This window comes from Vibrio sp. R78045, from assembly GCF_042466085.1.
GTDB classification, from domain to species: Bacteria; Pseudomonadota; Gammaproteobacteria; order Enterobacterales; family Vibrionaceae; genus Vibrio; species Vibrio cyclitrophicus.
In genome coordinates, this window is sequence record NZ_JAXHBS010000012.1 from 60,577 (window position 1) to 73,163 (window position 12,587).

At 40.4% G+C, this 12,587-nt stretch carries 13 protein-coding genes; 11 read left to right on the plus strand and 2 right to left on the minus strand.

Annotated features, from left to right (window positions below):
• Nucleotides 1-269 precede the first annotated feature (269 nt).
• The 6 genes from SJY39_RS09955 (at nucleotide 270) to SJY39_RS09980 (ending at nucleotide 8,259) form a co-directional block, all read left to right on the plus strand.
• Nucleotides 270-3,374, plus strand: a complete 3,105-nt coding sequence (locus tag SJY39_RS09955; protein ID WP_390241911.1) for a conjugative transfer ATPase — start codon at nucleotides 270-272, stop codon at nucleotides 3,372-3,374.
• Complete coding sequence (locus SJY39_RS09960; RefSeq protein WP_229636281.1) at nucleotides 3,355-3,801, plus strand: DUF1525 domain-containing protein; 447 nt, start codon at nucleotides 3,355-3,357, stop codon at nucleotides 3,799-3,801. Before SJY39_RS09955 ends, SJY39_RS09960 begins: the two co-directional genes overlap by 20 nt.
• Nucleotides 3,798-4,793: a TraU family protein gene (locus SJY39_RS09965; protein WP_229636282.1), complete on the plus strand. Its 996-nt coding sequence runs from the start codon at nucleotides 3,798-3,800 to the stop codon at nucleotides 4,791-4,793. The genes SJY39_RS09960 and SJY39_RS09965 overlap by 4 nt, the downstream gene beginning before the upstream one ends.
• Nucleotides 4,794-4,881: 88 nt before the next feature.
• Nucleotides 4,882-6,225 carry a hypothetical protein gene (locus tag SJY39_RS09970; RefSeq protein WP_229636283.1) on the plus strand — a complete coding sequence of 448 codons (1,344 nt, stop codon included), beginning with the start codon at nucleotides 4,882-4,884 and terminating at the stop codon, nucleotides 6,223-6,225.
• Nucleotides 6,225-6,542 carry a hypothetical protein gene (locus tag SJY39_RS09975; protein WP_229636284.1) on the plus strand — a complete coding sequence of 106 codons (318 nt, stop codon included), beginning with the start codon at nucleotides 6,225-6,227 and terminating at the stop codon, nucleotides 6,540-6,542. Before SJY39_RS09970 ends, SJY39_RS09975 begins: the two co-directional genes overlap by 1 nt.
• Before the next feature lies 1 nt (nucleotide 6,543).
• A complete protein-coding gene (locus SJY39_RS09980) occupies nucleotides 6,544-8,259 on the plus strand; it encodes a conjugal transfer protein TraG N-terminal domain-containing protein (protein ID WP_102444104.1) in 1,716 nt (571 codons plus the stop codon).
• A 164-nt stretch (nucleotides 8,260-8,423) separates the two neighbouring features.
• Here the strand turns inward: SJY39_RS09980 and SJY39_RS09985 are convergent, their stop codons facing one another.
• Entirely contained in the window at nucleotides 8,424-8,939 is a 516-nt protein-coding gene (locus SJY39_RS09985; RefSeq protein ID WP_390241912.1) for a hypothetical protein, read from the minus strand.
• A gap of 11 nt (nucleotides 8,940-8,950) precedes the next feature.
• Nucleotides 8,951-9,193, minus strand: coding sequence for a hypothetical protein (locus SJY39_RS09990; RefSeq protein WP_229636286.1), 243 nt, complete (start codon nucleotides 9,191-9,193; stop codon nucleotides 8,951-8,953).
• 774 nt (nucleotides 9,194-9,967) lie between these two features.
• Here SJY39_RS09990 and SJY39_RS09995 point away from each other — a divergent pair.
• The 5 genes from SJY39_RS09995 to SJY39_RS10015 all read left to right on the plus strand — a co-directional run bounded on the left by SJY39_RS09995 (nucleotide 9,968) and on the right by SJY39_RS10015 (nucleotide 12,585).
• The gene (locus SJY39_RS09995; RefSeq protein WP_390241913.1) at nucleotides 9,968-10,543 is read left to right on the plus strand and encodes a hypothetical protein; all 576 of its coding nucleotides are present in this window, start codon (nucleotides 9,968-9,970) and stop codon (nucleotides 10,541-10,543) included.
• Complete coding sequence (locus SJY39_RS10000; RefSeq protein ID WP_229636288.1) at nucleotides 10,543-11,223, plus strand: hypothetical protein; 681 nt, start codon at nucleotides 10,543-10,545, stop codon at nucleotides 11,221-11,223. Before SJY39_RS09995 ends, SJY39_RS10000 begins: the two co-directional genes overlap by 1 nt.
• 1 nt (nucleotide 11,224) lies before the next feature.
• A complete protein-coding gene (locus SJY39_RS10005) occupies nucleotides 11,225-11,470 on the plus strand; it encodes a sulfurtransferase TusA family protein (RefSeq protein WP_229636289.1) in 246 nt (81 codons plus the stop codon).
• Nucleotides 11,470-11,712 carry a hypothetical protein gene (locus SJY39_RS10010; protein ID WP_229636290.1) on the plus strand — a complete coding sequence of 81 codons (243 nt, stop codon included), beginning with the start codon at nucleotides 11,470-11,472 and terminating at the stop codon, nucleotides 11,710-11,712. Before SJY39_RS10005 ends, SJY39_RS10010 begins: the two co-directional genes overlap by 1 nt.
• A gap of 153 nt (nucleotides 11,713-11,865) precedes the next feature.
• Nucleotides 11,866-12,585, plus strand: coding sequence for a DsbC family protein (locus SJY39_RS10015; RefSeq protein WP_390241914.1), 720 nt, complete (start codon nucleotides 11,866-11,868; stop codon nucleotides 12,583-12,585).
• Nucleotides 12,586-12,587 lie beyond the last annotated feature (2 nt).

The following is a 12,587-nucleotide window of genomic DNA, read 5'->3' on the forward strand; positions in this document are numbered from 1 at the left end:
AGAAATGTTGTACCGTGGAGGCCGACGACTGACTATGAACGTGCAGAGGTAGATGTCTACACTTTGCACAATTCGCCTAGAGTTCCTTTCAGAACATTACCAAATCCGACAATTTACATATATGTACCACCAAAGCTATCTAAGACGGAAAGAATACCGATTCCAGGATACTTCTCTGAGTTTAAATTAATGCAAAGGGATGAGTACGCTCTACCAGGAGAGGTTAATTTATCGAACGGTGAAGACTATCGCATGCCAATGGAGAGTAAATGATGGGTTCAGGATTATCACAAGATCAAATAAAGGTAGACGAACAGTCTGCTATGGGCCACTTGAATAGTCTTGTCTACTCAATGCGTAAAACATTGGCGCATTACTTAAACCCAGACAAAGAACTTGCTGAAGAGCCAGTAACCAGAAAAGAACATGAAAAGCTCTATGAGTCCTATGAGCGTTCATTTGGCGCATATATGCCCTATGCTGGCTATGACAATGAAACTCAAATTTTCACATTCGATGATGGCGTTAACTCCGCCATGGTTTTTGACGTTAAGCCCGTGCCAACAGAAGGCCGTTCCGAGCTAAGTAAAGAAGAAACAGGGCTGGCAATTCTTAAATCGTTAGCTGCAGCTTTCCCTGAAGAACCAACTGAAGATGGTGAGTGGGTCATTCAACAGTATCGCTGGAAGGATGATGATCTAGAGGCGATGGCAGACGAAACATACGAATATGCTGATGCATATGCAAAAGAATCTCCGTTTTGCGAGTTGATGCTTAAAGGTATTCTAAAGAAACAGTTTAAAGGAATGTCCCAAGGAGAAGGGCTATTTCGTGATAGCGCGGTGACGGGGCAACCGTTTATTGGCGGAATTGAACGTACTAAAGTAGTTATATATCGAAAAGTTGGAAAAGTATCAGGTAAAAAGAAGAGATCAATAAATACAGCAAAAGAGTTACAACGAGTCGCTAGGGGCTTTGAGATATCAATGAGGGCCGCAGGTATAGATCTCGTTCGAAACACAGATTTTGATTTCTTTTACTGGCTGATCAAATTCTTCAATCAAAGACCAGAAGGGGTGAACGGGAAGAGCTTCTTAGAGGGGATTGTGCCGCGTGTTGATAATGACGGTCTTATCCCTCCTTCAGCCAAAAGCGCAATGTTCATGAATCGACCACGATACGACTCAGAAGAAAATGTTTACCATATTGGTGACACGATACATAAGCTAATTCGCGTTAATGGTTTATCAGGTGTACCAGCAACAGGTCAGCTGACGGGGGAAATTACGACTCAAACAAGTGTAAGTTGTTTAACAGATCAAATGCCTGCCGGTACTATGATGTGTATGACTTCAGTGTTTGTTAGTAAGGATGATTTAGTAGCAACAACTCGCCGAAAAGAACAAATGGCTCAGTCAGATTTATCATCTGAAAATGAGACAATGAGAGATAGTTGCCAGCATCACCGAAAAGTACTAAGTAGTAAAGGTTCTCGAGCAACCATGACAAGTCTAGTCTTTTACGTACGTGGAAGTTCCATGGATGAGTTATTTGACCGTACATCTGAAGTAAATACCGCTCTTATTAATAGCGGCCTTACTCCGATAGTAGAAAGGAAGTATGTTGACCCTCTTGCTGCCAATGCCTTCATTTACAATTTACCAATGTGCTTTGATCCAACAGTAAAAACTGCTAAACAATGCCTGATTCCAATGTATCTAAGTGACGTGGTAAACATGTCTTTCTTTTTTGGTAGAGAGGTTGGATCGGGTAACCCACTTTTATTAATGTTTAACCGTTCTGGCTCGATATTAACAAAAGACCCCTTGCTGAAGAAAGATAGGCAAGCAAATGCTCACATGCTTGTTACAGGTACGACTGGTGCCGGTAAATCGGCAACATTGGTTTATTTATCATTACTTTTAGTAGCGATAAAACGCCCTCGTTTATACATTATTGAGGCTGGTGGCTCTTTCCGTCATGTAATCGAATTTTTTAAAATGTCCGGTTTGACAACTAACAAAGTGACGATCATGCCTTCAGATGTCGCTACAGGTTATAAATGTCCAAGATTAGCTCCTATGGCTGACGCTTCATTACTTGTCGATGATGGGGTGGTCCGATTAACTGAACAAGAATCAAAAATTGCTAAGTTTAATAGGACGTGTGGAGAGGGAGATAAAATCAAGTATGTTTTAGATGACCCTGAAATACTTGATATCCCAGAAAGTGAGATGAAAGTACCTGCAAAAGATGCTTACCTTGATGAAGCCGACAAAATGATAAAAGAGCATAAATTGGCAATCAAGGCTGAAATGGCAGCAGATCCTGATGATGAATCTTTAGAAAGTGAGCAGAAAGACCGATTGGGAGAGTTAGAGTTAATTGCCTTCTCGATGGCCACTGGTGGGATGGAGAAGGAGATAGAGCGATACTATCAATCCGATAAACGTTATTTACGAAAAGCAATCATGAACGTAGGTAAGTTGAGCTACATAAACAACGAAACTTCTAATGTTACTATGTTATCGAATGAACTTTATCGTTTATCTGCCTTTCAGGATGATAACGCGCCTCCTATCTTTGAAGATCAACGCAGACGACTAAATGAAATGGCCAGCGCTATTAGTATCTACACTGAAGGGTTTGAAGGGGAGCTTATTAATGAAGAACCAGATACTGACTCGGTCTTTCCAGATGTTGATGTCACAGTAATAGATCTGGGTACCTGTGCGAAGCCAGGTAATGAAGCCTTACTTGGAATAGTATATGTGTCGCTTCTGCAACGTCTAAACGGATTGGCAGAAAAGTACCAGATGACAGGTCGCCACTTGATTAAAATTACCGACGAGTGCCACCTTGTTACCAAGAATGTACTTACAGCGCTATATATTGTAAAGGTCATAAAGCTATGGCGTAAGTTAAATAGCTTTGCATGGATGGCGACACAGAATCTGAATGACTTCCCTGGTGAGGCCGAGAAGATGTTATCTATGATGGAATGGATCATGATGCTACTTCCTAACTCTAAAGAAGTTGATTTACTTGATCGATTGCGTCCATTAAGTGACGAGCAAGTAGATATGGCTTTAGCTGCTCGTAAGCAAGATAGAGCTTACACGGAAGGATGCTTATATGGTGCTGACTTTAATGCTTTGTTCCGTTGTGTCCAGCCATCAGAAAGTCTTGCTATGGCGGGTACTGACGGTGAAGAAAAGAAAGAGATAGCTGAGCTGTCCAGGCAATACAAATGTGATCACTTTTCTGCATCGCTGATTAAGGCGGTAAAGCTCGACCAATTGAGAAATATTGAACCAATTAGATATAACGTAATTGCAAATTCGGGGGTATACGATGAACAAGAAGCAAGCTAATCTTCGTCATTCGATAACTCTTGCCAGCTTGCTGTTTGCTCCAATTTCATGGGCGAATGCAATTAAGATTGATGTATATATTCCTCAAAATATGGAAGTGTACGTACCTTCTGGACGCAAAGTATCTGAGTTTAACGTACACAAGATTGATGGATTACGACAAAAAGAAGCTGAAATATCAGCGTTACTGCCTTCAGATCCGGTTTTGGCGCAAGCAAGATTAGGTTTATTCGTTGAGAGCGGTGAATACAAAAAATACGCGCAAGATCTAATGAATGGTTGGAATTCAATTAATTCAGCAGTTAACTCGGGTATTAAGAAAATTCCTGCCATTATCATCAATGATAAGTTTGTAGCATATGGCGTAGATCCGAAAGAAGCACTTCAAGCTTATGACAACTACATTATTAAGCATGGTGCCCAATGAAAAGAATAATAATTGTCTACCTTGCTTTAATGTCATCTATTGGCTCAAGTCATGCGAACGAATCTAGTGCCGTACCTTACGCTGAGATCATGGCAGCGACTATGATGCCGCAATGTGTAGAGTGGAAAATGGTTGGCATGTGTTTTTGGATGACCTGCACCCCCTTTGGTTGTTCCTTTAGCTCTTCGGCTAAGGTTAACCATTGGAATCCAGATCTTGTCGTAGAAGTTAAATCGGATGTAAATAAGTCACCATTAGGCTATACCGCTGTAACAGGAAATATATTTTCAAAGGTAGGTATGGGGGTTATGGGTTTGATGGGGTTCCCCTCTGATGGCTTTCAAAGTTCGTCTGCTGGTAGCAACAAAACAAAGGCCAGCGGAGGTCAAGCATCGTCTAACATAAGGTTTTATGACGCAACAGTAGTTGGAAATCCAGCTATAACACAGTATTCACTGACGTATGGCACCGCCTTTGGTACCGTTGGTTGGTGCGACTCACCCGCAACACCACTTCAAATTTATTATGACTCGCTTCTTGACGCGTTCGAATGGCGGATAGGAATGTTTGAGGCTTTAAATGCTTCACTTCAACTGCCTCATCTAATCGGTCCACCTGGCGTTGATACATATGGCGATTTATATCCTAGAATTGGAGCAACAACACAACCATCTCCATACAAAGCCGCATCAACATTAGCTTATAGGGCAGCGCATATTGCTACTAATTCAGGAACACATGCTACCTTGGCTACACTACCCCCTTTTTCAACCACAAACTTATCGTACCCAGTACTTCCCATGAGCAACTACACAACACGCTGGTCTAATATTAAACCGTTCCCGTCAGTAGCTTGTCAGCCTATGGCGACTCAGCTTCAGCATAGTGTACAAGAGGCTTCAGCACACAGTGAACAACAGAACTATTTGAAGGGTTTATGGAACAATTATACATGTTGTTACAGAAGAGGCTCGACACTTATATCTGGGTGAACGCCGCATAAAAACTCGATTCAAAATACCTGTATAAGTTAACTTCTAAGTTTTAATTACCGTATTGATCTCAATACGGTAATTTTTTATGCGAAAGAAAATATTAGCTGTTTCGCTTGCGGTCTCTGTTTCCTTTGCAAATAGTGTTTTAGCGGATGAACAAGCAGAAATCGATGAACTGAATTTAAGTTCAGCGATGTCGCACGTTCCAGAAGTGGCTAACACCTTACTAAGTAAACGTGGATTTCAAGATTTGTTCAGCGTACGAAACTCTGGCAGCGCAAGTTGTGGAAACTTCGACCCAATGCATTCGATTGAAAATAGCTTTAATAAGGCAAAAGGACGCGTCCAACAAACGTTTAAATTATTACCAACTGCAATTAAGTCTTCTTTAAATCCAACCTCACTAGCTGCCGCGTTGGTGCAGCGAAATACTCCACAAATTTACGAGATGATGATGAATGGGATTTCTATTGGGTTTGATGATTTCAATTTATCGAGAAACCTATGTGAGAAATTTCAAAAAGGCCTTTTAGATTCAATTCCTGAAAGCCAATATAAAAAGGTATCTCAAGCAACTGAAATTGAAGCCATGAACAGTGTTCTTAAGCGTGGTGGTCGGATAGATATTGTTGACGTGTTTGGGAACGAATCCGCTTCATCTGAATTAAAAGGCGATGCTGGTATCGATACACCAATGGGTAGAAGAGGTGGTGCAGGTACGCCTAGGTTTAAAGTAAATTCAGCTGCTGAATATGGTTACCAAAAAATCACCACATCGACAGTCGATGAGGAACCAGTAATTCCTATCAATGCTGCTGTACCTAAAACTATGAGGGATTACTTCAAAACAGGTAAAGAGGTAGAAGACTATGTCAACTCTATAGTAGGTTCGATAACAATAGCCACATGTGACGATTGTAAAACACGAGAGGTGACCCCTGGGCTTGGCATCTCACCTCTTATACAAGAAACTGCTTTAGATTATTTCGTTGAACTAGATAAATTAGTTAAATCCGATCTGAACAAAATAACGCAAAGTCGAATCAATGAAGTCTCTGTGTTCCCCATTGCCATCGTGACTTTTACAGTCATTAAAAACCTTAAAGAATCAGACACCGCAACAAGAAATGTCGATATGGCTCTACTTGCCAATGATTTGGCCACTGCGGAGCACGTACAAAGAATTCAATACGCGCAACAAGCAATGATAGTTGGCAAGGCAATTCCTGAGTTCGTTAGTAACAATGCGCTAGATATGGATGTTAACTCTCAAGTGCAGCTACTAGATATGCAGTTAACCAATATTCTAAGGAGTCAGGAGTTTAAAAAAGCAATAGGCTCCAATGCGTCCTACAAAATTCTTCAGCGTCGTAAAATAGAACAGAAGTACTTTGACATTAATACACCAGTTCAGAACGGGGCATTCTAATGGCGATTAGACAAAGGAAAGCTCCGACAGATGAAAAACAGCAGCAGTTAGATGTTCAAAAGCAGTTTCGCCGTTTAGTACTAACAATATTCATGGCTGTATTATTGGTAATCGGATCAATTTCCTACTTTTTCGATATCGATTTCAATAATCCTTGGTTCAAATATATAACGATGGCCATATCGTTCTTGGTACCAATTGGTATGGTTTTAAGGATGTTTAAATTTAAGCTCGATCGAGCGAAGCGTCTTAGGTTATTACGTTTAGCCATCGGCCTTTGTATTGTGGCTCTGATGATGGCAATGGGAGCTAAATAGTATGTTAGTAGCAAACGAACTGTTAGATATCTTTATGCTCCCGATTGGTTTTTTCATACAAAATAGATTGTATGATTTACTATATTATACGGGAATGCTATGGGTACCTTTTATGATTGTCGCAATGATGATTGTCGTAGAAGTTAGAATGAACGGCTTGAAAGGGGAGGAAGCCGTTGAAATGATTCTTTCCCAGCTCGAAATTCGATTCTTAAGTATGGCCGTGGTTTTAATGATAGCTGTTGTACCCTATACAACAGGATCTAGCAGCACCCCCGCAGATATCGACTATTCGGTAACTAGTTGTAACGATAAGTACAGACGTATTGTGTTGGGCGATAAGGTAGGAGATTTTAGAGATAACTTCTCTTTTAACCATGAAATAGAAAGCTATCCTAACCTTGCCTACGGGGTAACCAATCTAATGTCTACGGGAATGGTAAATGCTGTAGTAGCAACATTACCTTGCTCTATTGGATATAAAGATTTTGAATATGCAAAGGCAAATACGTTTGTTAGAAATGGAAAGGTAGCTAACTTAGCGGATAACTTCGCCCGTCAATGTTATGCCCCAGCATTAAGGGCCGTATTGGCTGATAGTTCATATGAGTTTAATGATGGGAAAGACGCGTTCCTAGAAGAGTTAGGTGCTTTGTCTAAAGTGATCGTTGATCAGTATGCGAAAACTGACCCTCCACGGCTAATGACGACAAACATAGAAGACTGGGAAACCCCACCGTTCGATAATATGGCTGCTTCTAACTCAATTACAATGAGTTGTATTGATGCCCTTGAACCTATTGCTAGCTCCATTTTGGGAGACGATGGGGTTCAGGCAAGCGTGACGGTTCTAGCGCAAGCTCAAGATAGTGGTTTCTTTGATAATATGATTATGATTGGTAAACCTGATTCAAAGTATTCAGTTAAGAACGAAGACACCATGCAAGAAGCTGTCATTCAAGAGGTGTTCCATAAAATAATTGGACCAGCGGATGCGGGTTATACTTCTGGAGAAGAAGGGCTTCCTGGTAGTAATGTGACGCTGTGGAATATTACTGAGCTTAGTATATCGAAAGTAATTTCAGTTGTAGGTGCTGCAATAGCTTGGGCGATCGCATCGGGGACGGCGGCAATAGCTGTTGATATCATTCCATGGATGATATCAATTTTTCAAGGTGTAGTGGCTGGATTATCAATCATTGTAATATTTTGCAATTGCTATTCGGGTAAGGGTGTGATGATTGTATTAGGCACAGTGATTGCCTTAGAATTTTCGATGTTGGGTCTTGAGTTGGCTATTTGGATTGATAACGTGGTATTTGAGATACTTCACGCAAGGATAGTTTCCTCTAGTGAGACCTTCTCAGCAAGCCCTCACGCCCCGTTCTTAGCTGGCTTTGTGTCACTCTTAGTATATTTATCCCTTCCAATGTTTGTCTATAAGTGGTTAAGCAGCAACATCGGAGGAGGTCATGCACAAGGTGATTTGACTGGTAGCGCTGATCGTGTCGGTGCGATAGGGATGGCAGGAACAGCCAAGTTAATGGGTACGATGGGTAAAGGCATGAAAGGCCTAAGCGGCTCCCTTAAAGGGATGAAAAAAGGTGGTGATGCCTTACGTAAGAGTCTTAATTCATCTGCCGGTATTGGCGGAGGCGGCGGAGGCGGCGGAGGCGGCGGTAGTGCGTCGACTCGCTATAGGGCTGGTCGTAGCTAACCTATAAAAATCAGCCATTGGAATAATTTTCAATGGCTGATTTTCTTATTAAGCAACGATAGTTGCAGCGGCTAATCCACCAATAACACATAACCAGATCGGTGCTGCTGGTGCGACTAAAGCAACACCAAGAAATCCCGCACCAAAAAACACCAAATACAACATTACAATCCCCTCACTATATCTTTGCACTCGTCGTAATACCGACATGCTTTGCATTTTCTAGGTTCAGGCTTTCGAACCTCAATCACTTCACCATTGGCTATACGTCTAGCCATACTAATGACATCCTTCCTTTTTTTAAGGAGACGTTTGGCATTTGGTACCCGACGCGTAACTGTTTGATTGGCATTTGAAACTGTTACGTGTGACACGCGTTTACTACTATTTTCACTAAGGGCAATCGCCCCCATTTCAGCTTGGACGAAATCACTTTCAAAGATTCCATACTGGCGAGACTTTTTTTCGACGACGTGAAGTTTATTAGGGGATGTCTCATATACCATATCAGGTGTGGCACCAATCCGAAGGCTACGATTAAAGAAGGCATAGCCACGATTGTTTTGGTCGTCTATGTAATAGAGCTTCCCGCGAAAGCCAAAAGGAGTTTTAGAATAAAGAGCAAACCTAAACAACCAGACAAGACAAACAACACATATCGACACCGTGATAATGGCCATACTTGCATCTATTAAGAAAACCATAAAAGCACTCCTACAATCATGACAAGGACAATGACAATAACTTTCAGGTAAGAAGTTCTATTGTAAGACTTACACTCATCGTTAATCCTGTTGTGAAACTGATTCCCTTGCTCTCTAAGCTGATGGTGCGCTTTCGATATTTTAGCCCCTTGGCGATCTCGGGATGCAGCATATGGACATCTTTCTACTTGACCAACTAAGTTTGCTGATACAGGTTTTTTACTAGACATAGATTACTCCTTTAGGGTGTTCATAAAGGTATATTATGACACAAAGTGGTACGTGTAAAGGCATTTGACATACACACCAAATAACTTGTAGACTTGTTATGAAATTGATTACTTTGACACATATGTAATCAGACTTATTTAAGTCGTGTCACTTTTACCCTTGGTCAATATGACCCCTCATGCCTACCACTGGCAATACTCGTTGCATTACCGCAACACACCCAAAAGGAAATACCCATGGTTATAATTTCAACTAAAACTATCTTATTACTCGTTCTACTGATTATTGCATTATGGAAATTAACACCGCTGTTAGATAAGTATGTTTTTCAAACAATCAAATCTGTAGTGATGTTTGCAACATATCGCAGTTTAGGTTTATGCACTTCCAAAGGAGTTCCTACGGGCTCATTACAAGTAGCTGTAAAAGCTAAACACGCAAGAAAGAACGCACAACAATCCACTCAACAACCGAAATCAATCCAACCTCATAAAGTGAAAAACAAAAACCGTCGCGCACCAATGCTTACAACGGCTGGTAAGTTGCCGGTACCAAATTTGTTTCCTCGCACAGGAGAGAAGGCACAAGTTTTTGCTTCACGCATCGACTCTGATTATGTAGATCTCAATAAGCCATCTTACTTACGAGCTGGTGGACAGGTTAAGTTAGATTCATCTACGAATACGTTCGTGATGGAAAAAGCTTAAACATAAAGATCATACAAACAATACAAAACCTGTTACGAAAGTAATGGGTTTTTTTTGGAGACGAATATGCTCAATAGAAAACTACACGCAAACAACTTCCTTCTTGAGGGGCCTGTATCTGACATTCAATCGGATCATGTCCTAGTCAAGTGCCAAGATGTTTTTGTAAGAGTCGAAGGTGTTCAAAATATGGATATCATGGTTGGTACGCAAATATTTGTTAACGGGAGCTACTCCTACGAAAACAAAATGCCTGTCATTAAGTCTACATCTAATGGTTACTCTGACTTAGTACAGCCTTTGAATGGGTATATTGAAGGAGAGGTAATAAAGGTAGACCGAATGGGGTCGGCTGAAAAGCCTTGGGCGAAAGTTCTTTTACGTTCCACGCACAAAAATGCAGTGAACAAAGAGGAAGTACAATCGTCAATATGTCTAGTTAACTTGTCTAGCGGTTCGTTAGCTACTATCGAGTACGATATTGGCCTAGGAGATATTTTGGGGGTGAATGTTAATGTGTCAAACAATGATGTTGAACTAACACTCAAAGTTTGCAACATAAAGCTTCACTATCCCAAGCCTATCTTAGACTTGTTCGAAAAGTATCGACAAGATCCTCTTTCCTATAGAGGGGCGGAGTAATGTCAATAATACCAGTAATGTCTGGTTACTATCGTGATGACTCCTTTATGGGGGTCGTCACGGAAGTTCAGGATGAAGTAATAGTAAAGCTCGACACGGGTAAAACCGTTCTAATATCACAAGCATTGAAAAATGGCGCATCATTTTTTATAAAAGATAATGATAGCGTTACAGAGATGCTTTTTTGGTACTTAAAAAGATCCAGGAACTTTTCTAGGGTTATCGTGCTTGATAGCCATAGATATACGTTGAAATTCAATTCACTCAATTCGGTATCTGTTTTCGGAAACGGTTGTTCTTTTGATGTTGCTTTAAATTGCAGCTGGTGGAGAGCTCCTTTATCGGAAATTGTTAGCTTAGCCTATAACCTCGGAACAGCGATTCCAGCACAAAGAAAAATTCGATTTCAAGTGCTACAAAAAAAATATGAATTAACCGATTACATAGGCCTAATTAATGTGGGCCGCGTATTGGAGATTTATCAAGATCTATTCGATGGTTTTCATCAAAATTATCAAAAAGAATTATCAGTCATGCGAAGTCCTGATGTATGTGAAATTAGAAGAACTGAATCATGCCAAAGCATGCTTTTAATTATACAAAAGATATCTTCAAGAGTTGATTATCTTCATTCTTGCCTCTCAGCAGACATAAAAATATCCCAAAAAGTGGAGATTTAACATGAGCAAACAACACAATGTTGATTGCATGGGTTTGATTTGCCCTGAATCAATACTAATACTCAAACAAGCTGTACGTGCGGCTCAATCTGGTGACATCATTATTTATAAAAATGACCAACCTGAAGTGCTCCCCGTTAGAATCAACCAATACGGCACTCACATTCAAAGCTTAAAGAAAAATGATACAGGAGAAGATTTCTTTAAAGTGATTGATAAAAATACATATTCACTGGAGGTCGCATAATGAAAGTGTCACTTAAAGACTACGGATTTGGCGAAATGGAAGTAAGCGCTCCTGATTCGATTAGCTCTAATCGTTCACCAGAATTACTAGCTCAATTAAAGGCTTCAATCGCTAATGGTTTAATGAACTGTCAATCGGTTGTTGTTGGATCTTTTAAAATCCCAGAAGGTTTTGGGAATGTAGATATCCCGTTTGTGGCGGATATTCGAGGTGAATCAGTAATGTTAAAAGTGGAAAACTAATGCAGTATAATAAATTAGAGTATTGATGTGAAATGCATCAATACTCTTTTTTTTAAACAAGCTAATATAACAACTTCGTAAAATTTAAAGGCCAATATAGTGAAATCCAAGAAGCTAAATATTCTATTTGCACCCCTCCTATCTTGCTTTGCAATGAGTAACACAGCTCATGCAAACAGTGAGATCATTTCAGTTATTGATACCCTTAACATGTCCAATGTTAAGTACCACAAGACAAGTTATGATGATCTCTACTATGTACAAGGATGGTCTAAGCAAACAAACTCCCCAGCGTCTGTATTCGCCAATGAGGATGGAAGTGCTTTTTATATGGGAGACATTGTTTATAAGGTGTCAGAAGGGGTTTACCAATCACTTAGTGCATCATCAAAGCTTAGAGAGCTAAAGAAGGAGCGTCCTATTACATTTATAGCCGACAACCCTACAGCTGAGCTTAATGTATTCACAGATTATACCTGTACATACTGTGTTAAGTTTCATGAAAACATCGTCCCTATCTTGTTGAGCCTTGGGGTTACGGTAAATTATTACGCCTTTCCTAGAAATGGTTTAGTAACAATGGAAGCTCAGCAACTATCACAAGCTTGGTGTGCAGATAATCCTCAAGACGCGATGGACATATTAAAAAGTGGCTCTCAACTATCATCAGCTAAGCCATCTTTGAAAAATTGTAATAACGACATACTTCAACAGTATATGTCAGCACGAGTCTTTGGGCTTACTGGTACACCAGCTTTTATTACTCCAGATGGCGCAGCGCTAGAAGGTTACCCACTGACAGATAAGGGTGTACAGGTAAAAAATATACAAGAACTAAAGAATTGGTTGATGATGCTTGGCATCGAGGTATAGAT

Excerpts from the sequence above, each read along its gene's own strand:
- SJY39_RS09965 (WP_229636282.1), top strand. The coding sequence starts at position 3,798 with ATGAAAAGAATAATAATTGTCTACCTTGCTTTAATGTCATCTATTGGC.
- SJY39_RS09995 (WP_390241913.1), top strand. The coding sequence starts at position 9,968 with ATGCTCAATAGAAAACTACACGCAAACAACTTCCTTCTTGAGGGGCCT.
- SJY39_RS09955 (WP_390241911.1), top strand. The coding sequence starts at position 270 with ATGATGGGTTCAGGATTATCACAAGATCAAATAAAGGTAGACGAACAG.
- SJY39_RS10010 (WP_229636290.1), top strand. The coding sequence starts at position 11,470 with ATGAAAGTGTCACTTAAAGACTACGGATTTGGCGAAATGGAAGTAAGC.
- SJY39_RS10015 (WP_390241914.1), top strand. The coding sequence starts at position 11,866 with ATGAGTAACACAGCTCATGCAAACAGTGAGATCATTTCAGTTATTGAT.
- SJY39_RS09975 (WP_229636284.1), top strand. The coding sequence starts at position 6,225 with ATGGCGATTAGACAAAGGAAAGCTCCGACAGATGAAAAACAGCAGCAG.
- SJY39_RS10000 (WP_229636288.1), top strand. The coding sequence starts at position 10,543 with ATGTCAATAATACCAGTAATGTCTGGTTACTATCGTGATGACTCCTTT.
- SJY39_RS10005 (WP_229636289.1), top strand. The coding sequence starts at position 11,225 with ATGAGCAAACAACACAATGTTGATTGCATGGGTTTGATTTGCCCTGAA.
- SJY39_RS09985 (WP_390241912.1), bottom strand. The coding sequence starts at position 8,939 with ATGGCCATTATCACGGTGTCGATATGTGTTGTTTGTCTTGTCTGGTTG.
- SJY39_RS09960 (WP_229636281.1), top strand. The coding sequence starts at position 3,355 with ATGAACAAGAAGCAAGCTAATCTTCGTCATTCGATAACTCTTGCCAGC.
- SJY39_RS09990 (WP_229636286.1), bottom strand. The coding sequence starts at position 9,193 with ATGTCTAGTAAAAAACCTGTATCAGCAAACTTAGTTGGTCAAGTAGAA.
- SJY39_RS09970 (WP_229636283.1), top strand. The coding sequence starts at position 4,882 with ATGCGAAAGAAAATATTAGCTGTTTCGCTTGCGGTCTCTGTTTCCTTT.
- SJY39_RS09980 (WP_102444104.1), top strand. The coding sequence starts at position 6,544 with ATGTTAGTAGCAAACGAACTGTTAGATATCTTTATGCTCCCGATTGGT.